Raw genomic sequence first — 17,647 nt, 5'->3', positions numbered from 1 at the left:
GTCATGGACCTCGATCTAACCCTCATCTGGGCGATCCTCATCGCCACCGCCGTGTTTCTCTACGTGGCGATGGACGGGTTCGATCTCGGGCTCGGCATCCTGTTCCCGGCGGTGCGCGGCAAGGCCGAGCGGGACGTGATGGTGAACTCGGTCGCCCCCGTCTGGGACGGCAACGAGACTTGGCTCGTGCTGGGCGGCGGCGGGTTGTTTGCGGTGTTTCCGCTGGCCTACGCCACGATCCTGCCCGCCCTGTACATGCCACTGATCCTGATGCTGCTGGCGCTGGTGTTCCGGGGCGTCGCCTTCGAGATGCGCTTCCGCATGGCGACGCCGCGCGGGCAGCTGTGGTGGGACCGTGCCTTCTCCTGGGGCAGCTTCGTCGCCGCCTTCTGCCAGGGGATCGCGCTCGGCGCCTTCGTCCAGGGCATCAGGATCGAGGGCCGGGCCTATGCGGGCGGCTGGTGGGACTGGCTGACGCCGTTCTCTGTGCTGACCGGCTTCGCGCTCGTCGTAGGCTACGGCCTGCTCGGGGCCTGCTGGCTGATTTGGAAGACCAGCGGCGAATTGCAGATCCGGGCGTATAACCTCGCCAAGCCCTTGGCGGTGGCGACGCTGGTCCTCATCGCCGTGGTCTCGGCGACGACGCTGGCGATCAGCGCGCCCTTTCGCGCCCGCTGGCTCGGCCTGCCCGGCCTGTTCGTCGGCGCGCCGGTGCCGATCCTGGTCGGGCTCCTGGCGTGGCGCTTCGCCCAGGCCCTAGGGCGGCGGGAGGAGGTCACGCCCTTCCTCTGCGCGCTCGGTTTCTTCCTGCTGTCCTATGTCGGGCTCGGCATCAGCATGTGGCCGTACATCGTGCCGCCGAGCGTCACGATCTGGCAGGCGGCGACGCATCCGAAATCGCAGGGCTTCCTGCTCTACGGCGCGGCGGTGCTGGTGCCCCTGGTCCTGGCCTACACAGCCTACGTGTACTGGCTGTTCCGCGGCAAGGTCACGGCGGAAGCGGGGTACCACTGATGCGCAGGTTCGGCTGGTTCGTGCTGATCTGGGCGATGAGCGTGGCGAGCCTCACGGCTGTCGCCCTGCCGCTGCGGTGGCTACTCAAGGGGGTGTGAAGGGTGTCGGTCTGCCCATTGCAACCGTGATCCTGCACGCCACCCCTTCAGGATGCTTCGGTCCTTGGTAAGTCCCCTTGCGAGGTCGGGCCGAGACCTACCTTTGCCATAGCGAAGCCGGAGCCACTGCCGGTTCGGCGGCTGTCGCGCTCCCGGAAAAGGTCGAGCGGACGTTGGCGCGTTCGACCAGAGGAATGTTCGTGCCGACGTTCTCGACAGTGCATCCTCCAGCCCGGGATGCCAGCGCGCCGCCGCGATGACGGATATTTGTGCTGAGTGCCTTTCCATTGTTCGGCGGGGGGCAGCCCCCCTTAAGCCTGGCTTAAGCAGGACGGCAAGGATGGCGGAATGCATGCACCGTCGGTCAAAGTTTCTCACCTTGCCTTTTCTGCGCTCGTCGCTGTGCTTCCGATGAGTCGCAGGTTGGCTCTGGCGGCGAGCAGGAGTGTCCGCATCGCGTTCGGCGGACTGTTGATGTGTGCTTCTGTCTGCCCAGCACGAGCCATGGACGGTGGTGAAATCGCCCGTAACGGAACACAGGCCGGCGTGCCGGCCTGTGCCTCGTGCCACGGGGATTCCGGGGGCGGAAATGCCGAGGGCGGCTTTCCCCGTCTTTCAGGCCTCGCGGAGGACTACCTCGCACACGAGCTCGACAGCTTCGCCGACGGCAGCCGGGACCATGAGATCATGGGTCCGATTGCCCAAGGCCTAGCACCGGAGGAGCGGCGGGCGTTGGCCGTCTTTTATGCCGGGCTCCGCGCCCCGCCGCCCGACGGGACACCCCAGCCGGACGACACGGCATACGACCGCGGCCGAATGCTGGCGCAGACTGGTGAGTGGACGAAGGCATTGCCCGCTTGCGCACAATGCCACGGCCCAGCTGGGCAGGGCGTCGGCGCCGCCTTCCCGCCGCTGGCCGGCCAGCCGGCCGCCTATCTCGCGGCGCAGCTCTCCGCCTGGAAAGCCGGGACACGCCACAACGATCCCCTCGGGCTGATGAAGGGGATCGCCGACCGGCTGAGCGATGACGACGCCACCGCCGTCGCTGCCTACTACGCCGCTCTTCCTGTCACGGCGATTGGAGGCGGCCGATGAACCTTATGACGCGCTTCACCGGACGGTCCGCAGCCCGCCTCGCGCTGGCAACGGCGATGGGGGGCCTCGCGGTCCTGACGCCCCTCGGTTCCGTAGGGGCCGAGACAACCGCGCCGCCCTTCGTGCCTCAGCCCGATTCCGCCATCTCCGACGACGACTTCGGCCAAGTCATTCGCCTGGGCGAGCGCATCTTTCGCGATACGGGCGCCGAGGCGCGGGCCTTCGTCGGCAACGATCTGCGCTGCACGAACTGTCACCTCGACCGGGGCCGCCTCGGCCATTCCGCTCCCCTCTGGGCGGCCTATCTCGTCTACCCGGCCTACCGGGCGAAGAACCGTCACGTGAATACCTTCGCGGAGCGGCTTCAGGGATGCTTCCGCTACAGCATGAACGGCAAGGCGCCCCCGCTGGGCGATCCCGTCCTGGTCGCGCTGGAGACCTATGCCGCCTTCCTCGCCCACGGGGCTCCCGTAGGCATGAAGCTTCCCGGGCAGGGGTACCCGAAGCTCGCCAAGCCCAAAGGCCTCGATCTGGCCCATGGGCGAGAAGTCTACGCCGCGAAATGCGCCCTCTGTCACGGTGGCGACGGTGCCGGGCAGGCGAGCCCGGACGGGACGATCGTGTTCCCGCCACTGTGGGGAGCCCGCTCCTACAATTGGGGCGCGGGGATGAGTTCGGTCGTCAACGCGGCAGGCTTCATCAAGGCCAATATGCCGCTGAGCCAGGGCAACAGCCTCACCGATGCCGAAGCCTGGGACGTCGCCGCCTATATCGACAGTCGCGAGCGACCGCAGGACCCACGCTTCACCGGCGATCTCGCGGCGACCCGCAAGGCCCATCACGACAGCCCTTACGATTTCTACGGTCAGGCCGTGGACGGCGTGACGCTCGGTGAGGGGGCACCTCCTGCCGGGACCGTGCCGCACTGAACAGCAACTGGCCCCCTGGGAGCACGATCATGACCCTCGAACGCCGCAGCCTGCTTGCCCTGGGCGCCGGCCTCGCCGCAGGCTTGGCGGACGCGCGCCCGGCCGGGGCGACCACCGCCGCCGACCTACCCGAGGGCAGCCGAAATCTGCGGGACCTCACAGACCGTCTGGCGAGGGCCCCGCGCCGGCGGGATTTTAAGATCGTGCCGATGATCCTCGACCGACCAGATTTCTGGGACCACGAGGCCCTGTCAGAGGTGATCGCCTACAAGGGAGGCCCCCGCCAGGTCTGGGACAACACCGACATCGGCGGGCCGTGGCTGAACCTCATGCGCAACGCCCTGAACAATCAGGTCTGGTCATTCAAGCATCCCGATTTTCTGGCCGCCTCGGCGACCCACGGATCGGCGAATGTCGCCCTCTACGACCAGGCGATGTGGGACAAGTACCAACTCACCAAGCTCGCGGGCGAGGCGTTCAAGACCAACACGCTGATCGTGCGGAAGAAAGCGGCTCAGGCGGGGGCCGCGAACTACCAGGACCCGGCGGGGATGTTCTCGCCGGAGAACAACACGATCCCGGCGCTGATGGCCCGGGGCGTCGTATTCCTCTCGTGTCACAACGCAATCTGGGAACAGGCGGGGACGCTCATCCGGCGCGATCTGAACCCGGACAAGCTCTCGCACGATGCGCTGGCGGAGCTGACGAACCATCTCATTCCGGGCGTCGTCCTGACCCCCGGCGCCGTCGGCACGCTGCCCGAGTTGCAGCAGGCCGGCTTTCATTACGCGAAGTGAGGCCGACAGTGCAGGGTCTGAGTGTCGGATGTCTCGTCGGAATCCTTGTCCTCAGCGCGGTGACGGCGGTCGAGGCCGCCGGCCGGACGAAACGATCGGCGGAGGCGGCCTATCTGGAGGAGGCCTTCGCCCACGATCTCTGCACCCGCGACGACCGCGCCTTGCGCAAGCTCAACCGCGCCCTGTCCCGCAGCCCGAAGGCCTCGCCGGTCCGCCGATGAGGCGAAGCGGCCCGGCGTCACGACGATAGTCCGCAGTCCTCACGGCCGGTATTGGCCAAAACCATAACGGGAGAAGACCGCTCGCGCGTCGTCGCCCATGAGGAAATCCAGCCAGAGCTTCGCCTCGGCCGGATGCGCGGCGTCCTTCACGACCGCTCCGGCATAGATGCCGGTGGCGTTCTGCTCGTCCGGGATGTCGATGCGCTCGGTCGGTAATCCAACCTGCTCTTCGAACAAGGTTTCCGAACGCCACGTGACCCCGGCCTGTGCGCGTCCCTGCATTAGCCAGACCGGCGTCTGGCGATGATGCATCCGCGTCAGAAGCGTCGTCCCGTCGGCGACCTTTGTCTCGTAGACGGCCTTCACCAAATCATCGTCCCCCGCCTTGGCCAGGGAGGCCTTGATCTGGCGAGCGACACCTTCGAATTCGGGATTGGGCATGGCGAGGGTCAGCCCCGGCCGCGCAAGATCGGCCAAGCCCTTGATGCCCGCCGGGTTGCCCTTGGGCACCATGATCGCAAGCTGATTTGTCGCGTAGATCGTCGGGGGGCCGAGAAGATCGCCCGCCTCAATGAGCCGATTTACCGCCATGAGGCCCGAGAAGTACGCATCGGGCTTGGCCGTCCAAGTCATGTTGCCGACGGTAATGCGCCCGCCGGCCTTCATTTGGCGGACGAGCAGACCCGGCGGAATCGTCTCGTAGTAGATCCGGCCCTTGAGCTCAGGGTGCTTCGCCTCGAAGGCCGCCACCAGCGGCGCCATCGCGAAGAAGTAATTGCCGCCCACGTAGAGCACGAGGCGCGCGTTGGTCAGGTCGCCATGGAAGTCGGCGAGGTTGTCGGCCTCCTTAACCGTGAATTCCAACCCCTTGTCGACTGCAGGGTTGTTGGCCCCAGCTTGCCATGGGGGAAGCCGGCCTACGTGGGAATCGATCGCGTGGCTCGGGGAGGCTTGAACTACAAGTAAACAGCAACCCAAAGCAAGGCTGAGAAACCTGATTTGAGGCATCGAAATCGCCTTCCTTTTACGCCGGACGGAGACGTCGCCGTTGGACCCTGTAGCTTAAGTCAAGCTTAAGGATAAGTTGTGGAGCTCAAACCAGCTCTGATCCGGCTTGCCAAGCTTGGAGCTTGCACCGGGCCACAATGGCGTCCCCTGATACGAAGACGTCAAATCCCCTGGCGACGTGGCTGCGGGTGAGATCCGCGGAATGATGAGGCTATCATCCAGGACAGTGAAAGCGGCATTGTGAATGGTAGCTGGGTATCCCGTAGAGCTACAAACGAAATTGCTGGATGGTCCGCTTTGAAGAAGGTGCCGGAGCGTTCTGAACGGCCGTGTTGGGCGCTAGGCGGAATGGCCGCTTTTGGCAGCCGGCTTGCGATAGGAATCCGCGGCAACCAGTTGATGGCCAGCTACGACGCCCCCGGGGCCAGGCCGACGCCGCCCGAGCCAAGGACGGCCTTGCCGCGCAGGTCGCGGCGGCCCACGCCGGCCCCCTCCAGGCATTCCTCGACCGGCTCATGCCGGCTGTCCCCTCAGCCAAGCCGTGCCGCCTCACCCGAGCGACCGGCTTCCCCGAGGGCATGCGGGACAGCCACGCGCGCACGCAGCTTCGGGCCGGTGACATCGCCGGTTGGGGGTGGGACCGCCTCTGCGCCGCCGCGGCCTCGCTGGACCACGAAGTCGTCGTGACCCTCCGGCCGCGAGTTCGCGCCGAAGCGTAGTCCGACGTGCGCCCACCGTCGGGCGCTGTGCGCCCCCTGTGCGCCCTTCAAAATTAACAAATGTTCAGGTTTGGCGGACATTTCACGTTTCGGGGGCATCCTGGCGTGACATGTCTTGGACGTATGCATCGCCCCGGGGCATCCTCCAGCATCGAGGAGCCACCCCATGCGCATGAAGATCTCCACCCTGTCCGAGGCCCAGCGCGTCGCACACGAGCGAGACCTCGGCCGGCGCCGGAAGGCCGGTGAGCGGGAGCGCTTGCGCGACATGGGGCGGCCCGACGCGGCGACGCTGGACAGGGCCCTCGGGGACGCCGTCCGGTCGATCCTATCCCGGGGCGGGGACGCCTTGACGCGCCCGGTCACTCCAGCGGCGCTGCTTAGGCTCACGCAGGAGCATCTCCTCTTACGGTCCGTGCGGGCGGAGGAGGCTGGCCGGGAGCCGGTCCGCTACCGCTCCGAGGCCGTCCTCGCAGCGATCCAGGACCGCCTGCTGACCCCGCCACGGGGCGCACCAGGACCTGCAAAGGCCGCCTAGGATCCCTCGAAATCCGCGTTACCAAGATCGCGACAGCCGATTCCGTGGAATGGAGTAACGGTAGGACAGCCCCTCGGCCCCAAAACCGCTCGCTGGACACGTCCCGGTTAACCGGAGGCCAGGGATACCGCTCGAAAGGCGGGCCGGCCCTCTGGACGAGGGAGTCCGCCCAGGCCCATCTTGAGGGTACACACCGCCGCCAAGGAGGCCCCCATGAACGCGATCGCCGCCGAGGTCATGATGGACTGCGGGGGGAGGCTCGCCTCGATCGGCAGCGCGATCCACCTCGGCGTGCAGCTCGCTGCGGCTGAGCGGAGGGCCCGGCGGGACGAGGCAGTCGATTCGGTGACCCGGCTGGCCTACAGGCTGCAGGACGCCCGCGCCGACCAGCGCGAGGCCGAGGTCCGCGCGGTGGCTGCCGAGGCCCGCATCGAGGTCGTGGAGCGGGCCCTCGCCCGGGCCGTTGCAGAAGCGGCCGCGCTGCGTGAGGCTCTGAGCGTGGAGCGGGAGTTCTCGGCCGGCCTGCGCGACATCATCGGCGCCTGAGGACGCCCGCTGAGATGCGAGGGGCCGCCGGGATCGCCGGCGGCCCTTTCCGTTCTTGTCGCAGACCTCAGCCGAAGGCGGGACGCGCCCCCCCACGGCGGCGGTCATAGGCCTCGTCGTCGTCCTCGGTCGGCAGAACCGCCGGGCGGGGGCCGCGCGTCGCCATGGCCGCCACCTCCGCCCGGTCGTTGGCCGCGGCCCTGCGGATCTGGGCCAGCATCGCCCGCATGTCGTCCCGGGCCGGGGCAGCCACGGGCGCGGCTGGAGCCGGCGGAATCCCGGGGATCGGGGTGCGGCCCTGGACGTGGGCGGCGACGACCCACGTGGTCAACTCACCGAGGTGACGCAGCTGGTTCGGCGAGAGGCCACCCAGCCACTGGACCAAGTGCGGCGGCAGGTCGGCATCGTGGAGCGGGATCATCCGGACGTCGCCGGCTGCCCGGGCCCCGGCGGAGGCCTGTACGGCGTTGCCGAGCATGGCGGCGGCATGGAGCTCGGCTCGGGCGGCGGGAGGCACCTGGGTCAACGTCTGCGCCGCCATGCTGTCGTCCCGGCCGACGGCAGCGTCCGCGACGTCCCGGGGTCCGACGGGCCGGCGGGGCAGTAGCGCGCCGAGCGTCGCACCGAAGGCGCCGGCTGCGTAGTCCAGCACCTGCGCCGGACCGGACAGCCCCCGGCCGGCGACGTGGGCGACGTGGCTGGCGCCGTCCCTCACGCCTCGGCCGACCATGCGGACGTCGGCCGCGATCGCGGCACCGGCCTCTTTCACGCCGCCGAAGATGGCGCGCAGCGCGGCCATGATCATCGCGGCGATGGCCCGGGCGATCCGGGCGAACCTGTCAGAAACGGACATCTCAACCTCCATCACGGCCTGTGCCGCGAACGGAGCCTCCCCCCGCGGCATGAAAGTTACCAGGACAAGTCACGCCTCAGCGCCGCGGACCGCCGTACCCGCGCGCGTTAACCTCCGTCATGATGGCCTCGACGTGCTGCTCCCATGCCCGGCCCGGGCCACCCTTGCCGGACCGGCCTTCCCGACCGTCGGATCCCTCCGTGAGCGAGGAGAGCCGGAGCGGTACGACGTATCCGAGGTCGTGGCATTGGCCAGCTGTGCCGGCGAGGACGTGGTCCTGGATTTGCCAGTCGGCCGTCCGGATGATGCGGCGCAGCTGGCTGTCGTCCATCTTCGCGAGCCACGCCCGGACCTCGGGCGGCAGCGGGGGCGGCGGCCCGAGTGCCAGCTCGTACTGGTCTCGCTGGATCGTGCGCACGTGCCGGCGAATTAGGTAGCCCAACGGGGCGGCCGTCGACCTGAGCGGCTGCCGTGGGGGCGCAGCCGGTGGGGGCGGCTCAGGCACGGCTGCCGGCGCCATCAGGCCGTACCAGCGAAGGATAGCGACGAAGATCTTTCGCAGCGTGGTCATTGTCACTCTCCGAAAAGGCAGGCGCGCAGCGCCGGGGGGAGCTGCCTCCGGTGCGCGTAGACGAGCGCCCGGGCATGCGCGGCCTCGACGACGTCGAGCGAATCAGTGCTGGCGAGGCGGTGCCCCTCTGCCAACGCCACGGCGCTCCAGCCCACCCCATTCCGCTCCCGGGCCTGGTCCCCATCCAGCCCTGACAGGTGCCGGCACGCCACGAGCAGGTCGGCCCGGACGTCAGGATCCCTGACGGCGGCGACGTCCTCCGGCGCGGCAGGCTGGGCGAGCCGGCGATCCACCGCCGCGACGACGTCCCGGGCCTCGGCGAGGAGCGCGTGAGCGAGGCGAACCTGCCCGGGCGTGAGCCGCCGGGCCCCGGCCAGCCCCCAAGCCAGGGGACCCTTCGATCTGAATGCCCACGCGTGCCTGGCGAGCTCGTCTGCGAGGGCGTCTTGAACGGCGGAGAGGGCGTCCTCCTCCACGCCGCGGTTCGCCTGCGCGACGCGGGCGTGGTGGGCTAGGTCCTGCCGAACGTCCTGCTCCCACCTGGAGATCCTCTTTGCGAGGTCGGGCACCCCCGCGGCGGATGCGAGGTCCCACACGACGACGCGGTCCTCGATGCGCAGGCCGGCCTTGGCGGTGGCGTTGGGGAACCGGCGCAGGAGGTGATCGGACAGCTCGGTGCGCCCAGCGATCCAGCGCCCGTGGCCCGCCCGGCGCCACGAGAGGTCAAGCAACTCGGGCGTTTCCGCAAGAGTTGACGCGGTCTTCGCGCCAAGGATCGGGCAATCTATCCTTTGAAGCATCGGCGTCCCCGATCTTTTGCAAATGATACCGAGCGGCAGTTCGCTTCTCGAACCGAAAAAAACTGCGCGTACCCTCATTTTCGCTCTTGCGCGCAAATTCGCAAGTGGCTTAATAAGAGGAATATCAATAAATTTATCAGGGATGACTTGAATGAATGCCGCACCCTTCTCAGGTGCAGGGAGCCTCGTGCCCGTCGTGAGCTACGAGCACATCGTCGCCTTGCTGCGCGCTGGCGTGGCCGAGGCCGGGAGCCAGCGCGCGTTTGCGCAGGCCTGCGGGATCCACGAGGGAGACCTGGGCCAATGGCTCAAGCTCCGCCGGCTCCCGAGCGAGCGCGCGATGCATTTCGTCGGCGTCGAGCGGCACCTCGTCCTCGTCGGGGATCCGATGCGGACGCTCTGGACGCCTGCCTCCCCCGCCCGCCCGGTCCCCGCTCCGGAGGCCGCGCCTTGCAGCTGACCGCTCGCCAGATCCGCGCCCGCATCGCTGCGGCCGCTCAGGAAGCCGGGACCTCCAAAGCCTTGGCCACCGCCGCCGGCATGAGCGAGAGCCGCGTCTCGAAGAGCCTGCGGTCCGGGGCCCACGTCCCGGATTCGCTCCTCGCCGCCGCGGGCATGTGGCGGGACGACCAGGGCGACGTCCGCCTTGTCGGCGACCCCGGCCCGGCGCGGGTGCAGATCCTCGTCGTGCAGGCGACCGGCGTTGCCGGCGTGACGGCCGCGATCGCCCTCGCGTCGGCCGCCCTCGGCCGAGAGGAGCCGCCTAGCTGACCGGCTCCCCCGCCGACGCGCCCGGCGACAAGGGCGCCCCACCCCGCTACCCGCCCCGAAACTGATGGTGCTGCATCATGTTCAAGACGCTCCCCCTCCACATCCTCATGCACGGCCACGACACCTCGGCGCCCGAGGGCGTCGTCAACGTGCGCCTCGCCGGCCGCGAGGATGGCATCGACCAGCTCGCCGCCTCGATCCACGCCCTTGGCCTGCTCCTGCCGCTCACGGTCGTCCCCGGCGCCGGCCAGGCCCACTACGTCGTCGACGGCAACCGCCGTCTCGCGGCCCTCCGGACGCTCGCCTGCGACGGCCGAATCCGCACGGACGCGCCGGTGGCCGTCATCGAGTGCGACGCCGAGACTGCCCGCGAGCGCGGGCTCAGCGCGAACATCACCCAGTCCCGCATGCACCAGGCCGACGAGTACCGGGCATTCCACGCCCTCCAGCAGGAGGGAATGGATGAAGCGACCATCTCGGCCCGCTTCGGCATCGACGCCGTCCGTGTCCGGAGGATGTTGGCCCTGGGCAAGCTCGCCGACGAAGTGCTGGATGCCTGGCGTGCCGGCGACTTCGGCCGGGACCCTGTCGACACCGTGAGGGCTTTCACGCTCGCGTCGTCGCTCGACGAGCAGCGCGCAGTCCTGGAGAGGCTGCGCGGCGCCGGCCGGCTCTACGCTCACTGCGTGCGGACAGAGCTCGGCGTGGGGGACCATGACCTGAGCCGCAACCTCGGCTTCGTCGGCCGGGACGCCTACGTCGCGGCGGGCGGCGGGATCGTCGAAGACCTGTTCGGCGAGAACCACCGGGTCCAAGATCCTGCGCTGCTGAAGCGGCTGGTCGACGAGAAGATCGCGGCCGAGGTCACGTGGCTCGTCGCCGACGGGTGGTCTTGGGCGGCCAGTGACGAGCACCTGCCGGACAACTGCCGCTGGTCCTGGCAGGTCATCCGCGCCGAGCCTCGCGCGGCCACCGACGCAGAGACCGCCCGCCTTGAGGAGCTCCAGGCGATCATCGACGCCGACGGCGACCCCGTCGGCGTCGCCGCGGCCGAGCAGGAGGCCGAGGACATCGAGACGGACATGAAGCAGGACGGCTACACGCCGGAGCAGAAGGCTCGCTCAGGCGTGATCCTCCGGATCGGCCGGGACGGCAAGATCGACATGACCTTTGGCGTCGTCCGCCCGGCAACGGCTGCCGTCGCGAAGGCTTTCGCCAAGATCGAGGGCGGGGACGCCGCCAAGGCTCTGCAGCAGGCGCAGGCCGAGCAGCCCGAATCCGTGGCGATCTCGGCGGCTCTGACGCTCCGGCTGTCGCAGCAGCGCACGCTCGCGATGCGCGACGCGATGCTGGCCTCGCCGCAGGTCGCCCTCGCCGCGCTGCTCGCCACGGCGATCTCCCAGGACTCCTACAGCTCTCCGGTCCGCATCACCCTCAACGGCTACAACGAGGCGCCCGGCGGCCAAGCCTCCGACGCTGAGAAGTATGAGGCGGCCTTCCAGAGGCTGGCGGACCTGCCGCTCGATGCGCTGCTGACGGTCGCCGCCGGCGTGGCCGGGAAGGCGCTCGACCTGCAGATCCACTCGGTCGGCGCCGTCCCGTCCAGCGCCAAGGGGGCCAAGGCCCTGGAGGCCCGCCTCGACGCCACGCGGATGGCGGAGGCGACTCGGGAGCGCTGGGACGCGGCCAACTTCTTCAAGTCGGCGCCCAAGGCCGTGGCGCTGCGCGCCGTCGCGGAGGCCCTGGGGCAGCCCGAGGCGGACCGGATCGCCGGATCGACGAAGCTCGAGATTGCCGCGGTCGCGCTGGCCCGGGTCGTCCCGACCGGCTGGCTGCCGCCCGAGATCCGGCCCGTCGGCTACGCGGTGGCCCCGGCGGCCGAGGCGGCCCCCGCGCCGAAGCCGGCTCGCAAGAAGGCCGCCTGACCCCCGCCGGAGCGGCCGCCCGGTCGCCCCGGATCCCCCGTCACAGGAGATCGCCCCCATGATCGAGCCCGCCTCCGACACCGCCATCCCCGCCCTGATGCAGGGCCTCATCAACATCGACGATCCCCAGGCCCTGGTGAACGCCCATGCTGCCGCCGTCGCCGCCGGGCAGGGTCCCCTCGCCGAGCAGGTCGCCCGATTCGCCGCCCACCTCGGGCAGGAACTCCGGGCGACGACCGCCAGGGTCGACCACGACGTCCGGCACACACACGAGAGCTCACACGAGGAGCTTTGGGCCGAGAGCGACGCGGCCGTGGACAAGCTCCGGATCCTGGAGGGAGTGCCCGCCCTCAAGGCCGCCATCGACATGCTGCCCGAGGATGACGTGGCGGAGATCTGGGGGATGTACGGGCCCTACGACGACGGGGAGGACGAGTGATGCCCCGCTACGTCGAGGACCTTGATCGCAATCGAGACGACGACGACGGACAGGTGCGCGAGTTCCTCTGCCCCTGGTGCAACGAGGCCCTCGATCTAGGCGAGGGCGTCTTCCTGGAACGGCACCCCGAGCGGTTGTTCGTCTGCATCGACTGCGCCTGCAGCAGCTGAGCACCGCCGGAGGCCCACGCCTCCGGCCCCTCCACCGGCCGCCTCAATCCGGGGCGACCCGTCGAGGGGCCTACCCACCGCCCGACCTCGCGGGCAGATCTCGGAGCACGCCGACATGGCCATTCAGATCACGCATGACGGTATCAACCTCATCGTCCAGACCCCGCACGCGAACCTCAACTTTAACCGCCGGATCAAGGACATGGGCGGCCGGTGGGAAGCCAGCGCATGGCGGGTCGACGCTCGCAACGAGGCCATCGTCCGAGCCGCCCTGAAGAGGTCTTACGGGTGGGATGGCACGGGGAGCCGGACACCGTGTCCATGCAGTGCGACATCGACAAGGACAGCTGGCGGTCGCCGGTCGAGGTAGCGGGCCGCCTCATCGCCCGCGCCTTCGATCGCGACTCCGGAGCCAAGCTGGGCGACGGCATCGTGCTCCTGTCCGGGAACGTCACGTCCGGAGGATCCCGGGCGAACTGGAAGACGATCGTCAGCGCAACCGTCGTGATCCACGACACCCCCCGGAAGGTCTACGAGAAGGCGCTCGTCATGGGCTACACCGGCGTCACCGACGTCCGGCTGTTCGTGCCCGACGTCGAGGAGCTGGCCGAGGGCGTGGACTGACCCATTCACCTACACGCAACCTCGACGACGTAGGATGGCCCATGACCACCAGGATCATCATCGACGAGTTCGACCGCCAGCTCCGTAAGGCGCGCATCCATGGCGTGCCCGAGCGTCGCGATCTGCGCCGGCGCCGGGCCCGGCTGATGGTGCAGGTCTCTGCGTCCACAATGCCCGAAATCCCTCGCCTAGCCGAGGACGTGCAGCGGGCCGTGGCGGGGCCGCACTACACCCTGGGCGAGATCTTCCAGCTCGCGCTCATCCGCCTGCCCGCCCGAGTCTGACGGGCCGCCCCGGGCCCTAGCGGAGCTCTTGCGCCTGGGGCGTCAGGGAGTGGAGCGCGTCGATGTCCGGGGCGGCCCGGACCTCTCGGCAGGCGTAGATGTCGTCGGCGAGCTGCTCGAATCCGTTCTTCTCGGAGCCGCCCCACACAGCCGATGCGGTGTGCCGCGTGAGCGCGACGACGGAGAAGCACCTGTTGATTGCCCCGTGCATCTTGTCGTCGGACAGCCGGATCTCGATGTCGTCCGGCCAGGCAAAGAAATTGAGGACGAAGGCCGAGACCTCCGTCTCCTCGGGCAGCCGGGCCTCCCAGGCATCGCAGGTGGACGCCAGGACGACCAGCGTTTTCTTGTCAAACGGGGGGAGCTTGACGTGCTTCCAGAGCGGCCGGTCGTAAAATTTCTCCCCAGCCGGGATCCGGCGGGCGACGAACTTCATCGGCGGCCGTCCGTCGGGATCGGCCTCGTGGAACCGGTGGCTGATGGGTCGGGCGGTGCGGGTGCGCCAGGGCATGCCCCATCGTGGCAGCCTGACCTTACCGCCTCATCTACGCCGCTTCGGCAAGGGCGGCGGCCGCCTTTGCCCCCGCCTTCCGGGCGGCCGTCTCCGCCAGGGCCTCCCGGATTTCGCTGAGCTGGACGGGGGCCCAGGCCCAGCAATCGACCCCGACGTCCAGGCTCGCCGACGTACCGGGCAGGCTGCCGTGCGAGTGCCCGTAGAGGTGCAGGTCGCCTCGGTGCATGCCGTACCACACGCGCTGCGCGTAGTGCCCCAGGACCATTGAGACGCCGTCGACCGTGACGAGAGCCCGCTCCTGCTGGCTTGCCCAAGACAGTGCCTTCTCCCGCGCGTTGTCGTGGTTGCCCCACACCAGGTGCTTCTTGCCGGCGAGGCGCGAGAAGATGTCCCGGCACCTCTCGGCTGACGCGCCGTAGGCGAAGTCGCCGAGATGCCAGACTTGGTCGCCCGGGCGGACGCGGCCGTTCCAGCGCGCCACGAGGACCTCGTCGTGCTCCTCGATCGACTTGAAGGGGCGGGGCCGGGCCATCCTCGATCCGAGGATACCGACGTGGCCGAAATAGGTATCGGACGTGAACCAGACCGTCATGGCGGCCTCCGGGCATAGGGGAACGCGTGCCGGCCGGGGCGTCCCGGCGGCGGTGGCTGGCCTCAGGCCAAGGGGCGTTTGCCTATGCGGAGGAGCGTGTTCATGGCGGCAAACTCGGGCATCTGGACCGGCCGGGCAAGGGGGGGGCGACCGGCAGGATAGGGGTTATCCCTGGGCTACGCGGCGGTGGCGAGCTCCTCGGGTATGTCCTCCTCCCCCGCCTCGGGCTTGCTCCGCTTGCCCTTGCCGGCGAGCTCGCGCTCCCGGCGCCGACGGGCTAACTCGGCGCCGAGCTCGATGGCCGGGGGGAGCGCCGAGGCGGCGGCCGCGGCCTGCTCATCCGCCCACGCGCACCAACGCGCCATGAGGGGCTGCTTGATGTCGAGACGATCGTCATCGGTGTAATGGCGCTCCAGGACGTCGTCGCTCCTGTAGCCCTCATTGTGGTCAAGGATCATCTTGACCGTGTCGCGCGGGATCCTGAGCGTCGCCTGACAGACCGTCGACAGCCCGCGGCGGAGGTCGTGCGGTGAGGCGGCGATGCCCATGTCGAGGATCCTGTGATTGATCGCCGCATCGGAAAGGTGGCCACCGAAAGCGGCGCCGATCCGGGCCGCCCGGACCTGCGGGAATAGGAAAGCGCTCCCGGCGGCCGTGGCCCGAGCCATCTGCTGCTGCACGAGATCCCACAGGGCCGGGGGCAGCGGCAGGGCGTGCCTATGCTTGTCCCCGCGCTTGGCCGCGGTCTTCCGGTGCGCAGGTCCCATCGACCAAACGCCCCAGCCGGGCACTTCCTCCCACGGGACGAAATCCTTGACCAGGGCCTCGACGACGGGACGCCGCCGCTGCCCGGTCAGGACGAGAAGCTGAAGGGCCGAGGCGACCGTCGGATTGAGGACGCCGGTCCGGGCCACCGCCAGGATGCGCCCGATCTCGCCGGGCTTGGCCGTATACCCGCCCGGGACCTTACCGTTCGCCCGCAGCTTGTCGCCCGGCGTCCGCTCGGGCGCCCGCAGGGTGGGGATACCGGCCTCGACGCCGGAGCGCTTTCGGTGCTCATGCCGCGCCAGGTAGCTCCACATTGGTCTCAGGACGGACGCCAAGTGCTCGGCGTGTCGCTCTCGGCCGCTGGCATGCACCGCGTGGACGACCGTCGCGAGGTCCTCGATCGTGATGCGCCGGACCCGCCGTCCGGCAAAGGTCGCGAGCTCGGGCGAGTGGAGCAGCTTCCGGTAGTCCGTGTACGTGGCCGACCGCCTGGTGCGCGCGACCTCCGCCAGGAACGCCGCAAGGGCCTCCTCCCAGGTCCACTCGCCGGCTCGCTGGATCTGGTCCTCCCAAGCCTCGACGAGGGCGGGGTCCCGAGGCGCCGGGTTCGGCTCCTTCGGGGGGAGCTTGTGCATCTGCCGGAGCCGGCCCTCCAGCCAGCGGTCGTCCGGGACCCCGAGCCGGTCGACGAGCCGGCGCCTGGCCTCCGTGGCGATCGCGCGCGCATCGGCGAGCCGGAGCATGTCGGTCGAGCCGAGAGTCAGCCTGTGCGTCCGATGTCCGGATTCGAACTTGAATGCGTACTTCACCCCACGGGGCCCGACGCGCATCAGCAGCCCGGGGCAGCCGGCGTCGATCAGGTCGTACGCCCGGCCCTTGGGGACGGCGTCGGCGATCCCCTGCTTGACCAGGGCCTCGGTGAGTTTGACGGGCATGCGAGCGGCTCGGGCGGATCTCGGGCGGACGTTCTCGGGCGGATCGCCGCCCGGGCTCATCCCCTCCGCTACCAAGCTTCCCTTGCCAGATCCTTGATCGAATACGATAAATACCTGGGCTTCGTCGTTTTCCCGTGCATGTCGATGCGCCCGGATGGAGCCCAAAACCGCCCGTCACGAGGAATCATAATCCTTGTGTCGGGGGTTCAAATCCCTCCCTCGCTACCACAATTTCATCACACCCCGCTCAGCATCTGGCGGGGTTTTTGTTTGCCCCCTCCCCCCGCGCATCCGGCCTCGCGGCCACGCAGCGTGCGGGCGTCGCCCTCAGGCGATCGGACGCGTGGGGCGCGGTTTGGCCGAGTCCCCGGGACGGTCCGGCTGTAGGGTGCCGGCATGGTGCAGACACAATCACCCGCGACCGTTTCCAGAGAGCCGGCCGCAGGGTCGGTGACGCGCGCCTACGCTCTGTTGACTTTCACCGCGCTGATCTGGGCCGGCAATGCCGTCGCGGGCAAGTGGGCGGTCGGCCAGGTGTCGCCCCTCGCGCTGACGAGCCTGCGCTGGCTGATCGCCTGCCTCGCCCTCGCACCGCTGGCCGCGCGGCCGGTGGCGCGCGAGTGGCGCCGCCTGCTGCCGCGCTGGCGCCTGATCCTGCTCATGGGCGGCTGCGGCTACACGGCCTTCAACGCCCTGTTCTACGTGGCGGGCACCTATACCAGCGCGACCAACCTCGCGCTGATTCAGGGCGCGATCCCGGTCATCGTCCTCGTCTGCAGCTTCCTCGTCTACCGCACGCCCGTCGGGCCGATGCAGGCCGTGGGCGTGCTGGTCACGCTCCTCGGCGTCGCCGTGGCGGCCACCCACGGCGATCTGGAGGTTCTGCGCACGCTGGCCTTCAACCGGGGCGACCTGTTCATCCTGGTCGCCTGCCTGTTCTATGCCGGCTACACGGTGGCCCTGCGGGCGCGGCCGCAGGTTTCGGGGATCACGGTCTTCGCCGCGATGGCCGCGGCCGCCTTCCTGACCTCGCTGCCGCTCCTGGCGGCCGAATGGGCCAGCGGCCGTCTGATCTGGCCGACCGCGCAGGGGTGGATGATCGTCGCCTATGTCGGGCTCGGTCCCTCGCTGGTCTCGCAGCTCTGCTTCATGCGCGGCGTGGAGCTGATCGGTCCCAACCGGGCCGGCCTGTTCGTGAACCTGATCCCGGTCTTCGGCGCGATCCTGGCCGTGGCCCTGGTCGGCGAGCCGTTCCGCCTGGACAATGCCGCCGCGCTCGGCCTCGTCCTCGGCGGCATCGTCGTCGCCGAGCGCTTCGGCGCGCGCCGGCGGGCGCCCTGAGCGGCACCCGCCTCGTGGAGCGCGGGTTCCGCTCAGGCCGCCACGGGCAGGGCGGCGCGCGCCGCGATGGCGGCGCGCACGGTGGCCTCGACCGC

At 69.4% G+C, this 17,647-nt stretch carries 23 protein-coding genes; 16 read left to right on the top strand and 7 right to left on the bottom strand.

Annotation, left to right across the window (positions count from 1 at the left end):
- Positions 1-3 precede the first annotated feature (3 nt).
- The 6 genes from cydB to MET9862_RS07235 all read left to right on the top strand — a co-directional run bounded on the left by cydB (position 4) and on the right by MET9862_RS07235 (position 4,154).
- Positions 4-1,014, top strand: coding sequence for a cytochrome d ubiquinol oxidase subunit II (cydB, locus tag MET9862_RS07260; RefSeq protein ID WP_059407862.1), 1,011 nt, complete (start codon positions 4-6; stop codon positions 1,012-1,014).
- Positions 1,014-1,112 (top strand): DUF2474 family protein, encoded by a 99-nt coding sequence (locus tag MET9862_RS30605; RefSeq protein ID WP_083374277.1) that lies wholly within the window; start codon positions 1,014-1,016, stop codon positions 1,110-1,112. The genes cydB and MET9862_RS30605 overlap by 1 nt, the downstream gene beginning before the upstream one ends.
- A 348-nt stretch (positions 1,113-1,460) precedes the next feature.
- A complete protein-coding gene (locus MET9862_RS07250; protein ID WP_083374276.1) occupies positions 1,461-2,207 on the top strand; it encodes a c-type cytochrome in 747 nt (248 codons plus the stop codon).
- The gene (locus MET9862_RS07245) at positions 2,204-3,136 is read left to right on the top strand and encodes a c-type cytochrome (RefSeq protein WP_244612611.1); all 933 of its coding nucleotides are present in this window, start codon (positions 2,204-2,206) and stop codon (positions 3,134-3,136) included. The genes MET9862_RS07250 and MET9862_RS07245 overlap by 4 nt, the downstream gene beginning before the upstream one ends.
- Before the next feature lie 29 nt (positions 3,137-3,165).
- Positions 3,166-3,933, top strand: a complete 768-nt coding sequence (gene tetH, locus MET9862_RS07240; protein ID WP_059407866.1) for a thiosulfate dehydrogenase — start codon at positions 3,166-3,168, stop codon at positions 3,931-3,933.
- A gap of 8 nt (positions 3,934-3,941) precedes the next feature.
- The gene (locus MET9862_RS07235) at positions 3,942-4,154 is read left to right on the top strand and encodes a hypothetical protein (RefSeq protein ID WP_142582430.1); all 213 of its coding nucleotides are present in this window, start codon (positions 3,942-3,944) and stop codon (positions 4,152-4,154) included.
- Between the two features lie 39 nt (positions 4,155-4,193).
- Here MET9862_RS07235 and MET9862_RS07230 read toward each other — a convergent pair whose 3' ends face one another.
- Complete coding sequence (locus tag MET9862_RS07230) at positions 4,194-5,162, bottom strand: molybdate ABC transporter substrate-binding protein (protein WP_059407868.1); 969 nt, start codon at positions 5,160-5,162, stop codon at positions 4,194-4,196.
- 885 nt (positions 5,163-6,047) lie between these two features.
- On the opposite strand from MET9862_RS07230, the gene MET9862_RS29220 reads away from it, so the two are divergent.
- Positions 6,048-6,419, top strand: coding sequence for a hypothetical protein (locus MET9862_RS29220; RefSeq protein ID WP_059407870.1), 372 nt, complete (start codon positions 6,048-6,050; stop codon positions 6,417-6,419).
- A gap of 213 nt (positions 6,420-6,632) precedes the next feature.
- Complete coding sequence (locus MET9862_RS07225; protein ID WP_059407872.1) at positions 6,633-6,965, top strand: hypothetical protein; 333 nt, start codon at positions 6,633-6,635, stop codon at positions 6,963-6,965.
- Positions 6,966-7,032: 67 nt separating this feature from the next.
- Here MET9862_RS07225 and MET9862_RS07220 read toward each other — a convergent pair whose 3' ends face one another.
- From MET9862_RS07220 to MET9862_RS07210, 3 genes are all read right to left on the bottom strand, one after another.
- A complete protein-coding gene (locus MET9862_RS07220; protein WP_142582429.1) occupies positions 7,033-7,818 on the bottom strand; it encodes a hypothetical protein in 786 nt (261 codons plus the stop codon).
- A 76-nt stretch (positions 7,819-7,894) separates the two neighbouring features.
- Positions 7,895-8,389 (bottom strand): hypothetical protein, encoded by a 495-nt coding sequence (locus MET9862_RS07215; protein WP_059407876.1) that lies wholly within the window; start codon positions 8,387-8,389, stop codon positions 7,895-7,897.
- Between the two features lie 2 nt (positions 8,390-8,391).
- Positions 8,392-9,120 carry a hypothetical protein gene (locus MET9862_RS07210; RefSeq protein WP_142582428.1) on the bottom strand — a complete coding sequence of 243 codons (729 nt, stop codon included), beginning with the start codon at positions 9,118-9,120 and terminating at the stop codon, positions 8,392-8,394.
- A 220-nt stretch (positions 9,121-9,340) separates the two neighbouring features.
- Here MET9862_RS07210 and MET9862_RS07205 point away from each other — a divergent pair, with 220 nt between their 5' ends.
- The 7 genes from MET9862_RS07205 (at position 9,341) to MET9862_RS07180 (ending at position 13,402) form a co-directional block, all read left to right on the top strand.
- Positions 9,341-9,649 carry a helix-turn-helix domain-containing protein gene (locus MET9862_RS07205; protein ID WP_142582427.1) on the top strand — a complete coding sequence of 103 codons (309 nt, stop codon included), beginning with the start codon at positions 9,341-9,343 and terminating at the stop codon, positions 9,647-9,649.
- Positions 9,640-9,960, top strand: a complete 321-nt coding sequence (locus tag MET9862_RS07200) for a hypothetical protein (RefSeq protein WP_059407882.1) — start codon at positions 9,640-9,642, stop codon at positions 9,958-9,960. Before MET9862_RS07205 ends, MET9862_RS07200 begins: the two co-directional genes overlap by 10 nt.
- A 77-nt stretch (positions 9,961-10,037) precedes the next feature.
- On the top strand, positions 10,038-11,885 hold the full coding sequence (locus tag MET9862_RS07195) for a ParB/RepB/Spo0J family partition protein (protein WP_059407884.1): 1,848 nt from the start codon (positions 10,038-10,040) through the stop codon (positions 11,883-11,885).
- 58 nt (positions 11,886-11,943) lie between these two features.
- Positions 11,944-12,324, top strand: a complete 381-nt coding sequence (locus tag MET9862_RS07190) for a hypothetical protein (RefSeq protein ID WP_059407886.1) — start codon at positions 11,944-11,946, stop codon at positions 12,322-12,324.
- Positions 12,324-12,494: a hypothetical protein gene (locus tag MET9862_RS29215; RefSeq protein WP_159392710.1), complete on the top strand. Its 171-nt coding sequence runs from the start codon at positions 12,324-12,326 to the stop codon at positions 12,492-12,494. The genes MET9862_RS07190 and MET9862_RS29215 overlap by 1 nt, the downstream gene beginning before the upstream one ends.
- A gap of 321 nt (positions 12,495-12,815) precedes the next feature.
- Complete coding sequence (locus tag MET9862_RS07185; RefSeq protein WP_059407888.1) at positions 12,816-13,118, top strand: hypothetical protein; 303 nt, start codon at positions 12,816-12,818, stop codon at positions 13,116-13,118.
- 41 nt (positions 13,119-13,159) lie between these two features.
- Positions 13,160-13,402 carry a hypothetical protein gene (locus tag MET9862_RS07180; protein ID WP_059407890.1) on the top strand — a complete coding sequence of 81 codons (243 nt, stop codon included), beginning with the start codon at positions 13,160-13,162 and terminating at the stop codon, positions 13,400-13,402.
- 16 nt (positions 13,403-13,418) lie between these two features.
- Here the strand turns inward: MET9862_RS07180 and MET9862_RS07175 are convergent, their stop codons facing one another.
- The 3 genes from MET9862_RS07175 to MET9862_RS07165 all read right to left on the bottom strand — a co-directional run bounded on the left by MET9862_RS07175 (position 13,419) and on the right by MET9862_RS07165 (position 16,376).
- On the bottom strand, positions 13,419-13,913 hold the full coding sequence (locus MET9862_RS07175) for a hypothetical protein (RefSeq protein WP_059407891.1): 495 nt from the start codon (positions 13,911-13,913) through the stop codon (positions 13,419-13,421).
- 34 nt (positions 13,914-13,947) lie between these two features.
- Positions 13,948-14,508 carry a metallophosphoesterase family protein gene (locus MET9862_RS07170; RefSeq protein WP_059407893.1) on the bottom strand — a complete coding sequence of 187 codons (561 nt, stop codon included), beginning with the start codon at positions 14,506-14,508 and terminating at the stop codon, positions 13,948-13,950.
- Positions 14,509-14,684: 176 nt separating this feature from the next.
- Positions 14,685-16,376 (bottom strand): integrase family protein, encoded by a 1,692-nt coding sequence (locus MET9862_RS07165; protein ID WP_142582426.1) that lies wholly within the window; start codon positions 16,374-16,376, stop codon positions 14,685-14,687.
- 231 nt (positions 16,377-16,607) lie between these two features.
- On the opposite strand from MET9862_RS07165, the gene MET9862_RS07160 reads away from it, so the two are divergent.
- Positions 16,608-17,552: a DMT family transporter gene (locus tag MET9862_RS07160; RefSeq protein WP_142582425.1), complete on the top strand. Its 945-nt coding sequence runs from the start codon at positions 16,608-16,610 to the stop codon at positions 17,550-17,552.
- The last annotated feature ends 95 nt before the right edge of the window (positions 17,553-17,647 follow it).

It is taken from the genome of Methylobacterium symbioticum (assembly GCF_902141845.1).
GTDB lineage: Bacteria > Pseudomonadota > Alphaproteobacteria > Rhizobiales > Beijerinckiaceae > Methylobacterium > Methylobacterium symbioticum.
The sequence above is the reverse complement of the archived record's forward strand: the minus strand, read 5'-3'. Positions and strand labels throughout refer to the sequence as shown.

Excerpts from the sequence above, each read along its gene's own strand:
- cydB (WP_059407862.1), top strand. The coding sequence starts at position 4 with ATGGACCTCGATCTAACCCTCATCTGGGCGATCCTCATCGCCACCGCC.
- MET9862_RS30605 (WP_083374277.1), top strand. The coding sequence starts at position 1,014 with ATGCGCAGGTTCGGCTGGTTCGTGCTGATCTGGGCGATGAGCGTGGCG.
- MET9862_RS07250 (WP_083374276.1), top strand. The coding sequence starts at position 1,461 with ATGCATGCACCGTCGGTCAAAGTTTCTCACCTTGCCTTTTCTGCGCTC.
- MET9862_RS07245 (WP_244612611.1), top strand. The coding sequence starts at position 2,204 with ATGAACCTTATGACGCGCTTCACCGGACGGTCCGCAGCCCGCCTCGCG.
- tetH (WP_059407866.1), top strand. The coding sequence starts at position 3,166 with ATGACCCTCGAACGCCGCAGCCTGCTTGCCCTGGGCGCCGGCCTCGCC.
- MET9862_RS07230 (WP_059407868.1), bottom strand. The coding sequence starts at position 5,162 with ATGCCTCAAATCAGGTTTCTCAGCCTTGCTTTGGGTTGCTGTTTACTT.
- MET9862_RS29220 (WP_059407870.1), top strand. The coding sequence starts at position 6,048 with ATGCGCATGAAGATCTCCACCCTGTCCGAGGCCCAGCGCGTCGCACAC.
- MET9862_RS07225 (WP_059407872.1), top strand. The coding sequence starts at position 6,633 with ATGAACGCGATCGCCGCCGAGGTCATGATGGACTGCGGGGGGAGGCTC.
- MET9862_RS07220 (WP_142582429.1), bottom strand. The coding sequence starts at position 7,818 with ATGTCCGTTTCTGACAGGTTCGCCCGGATCGCCCGGGCCATCGCCGCG.
- MET9862_RS07215 (WP_059407876.1), bottom strand. The coding sequence starts at position 8,389 with ATGACCACGCTGCGAAAGATCTTCGTCGCTATCCTTCGCTGGTACGGC.
- MET9862_RS07205 (WP_142582427.1), top strand. The coding sequence starts at position 9,341 with ATGAATGCCGCACCCTTCTCAGGTGCAGGGAGCCTCGTGCCCGTCGTG.
- MET9862_RS07195 (WP_059407884.1), top strand. The coding sequence starts at position 10,038 with ATGTTCAAGACGCTCCCCCTCCACATCCTCATGCACGGCCACGACACC.
- MET9862_RS07190 (WP_059407886.1), top strand. The coding sequence starts at position 11,944 with ATGATCGAGCCCGCCTCCGACACCGCCATCCCCGCCCTGATGCAGGGC.
- MET9862_RS29215 (WP_159392710.1), top strand. The coding sequence starts at position 12,324 with ATGCCCCGCTACGTCGAGGACCTTGATCGCAATCGAGACGACGACGAC.
- MET9862_RS07185 (WP_059407888.1), top strand. The coding sequence starts at position 12,816 with ATGCAGTGCGACATCGACAAGGACAGCTGGCGGTCGCCGGTCGAGGTA.
- MET9862_RS07180 (WP_059407890.1), top strand. The coding sequence starts at position 13,160 with ATGACCACCAGGATCATCATCGACGAGTTCGACCGCCAGCTCCGTAAG.
- MET9862_RS07175 (WP_059407891.1), bottom strand. The coding sequence starts at position 13,913 with ATGCCCTGGCGCACCCGCACCGCCCGACCCATCAGCCACCGGTTCCAC.
- MET9862_RS07170 (WP_059407893.1), bottom strand. The coding sequence starts at position 14,508 with ATGACGGTCTGGTTCACGTCCGATACCTATTTCGGCCACGTCGGTATC.
- MET9862_RS07160 (WP_142582425.1), top strand. The coding sequence starts at position 16,608 with ATGGTGCAGACACAATCACCCGCGACCGTTTCCAGAGAGCCGGCCGCA.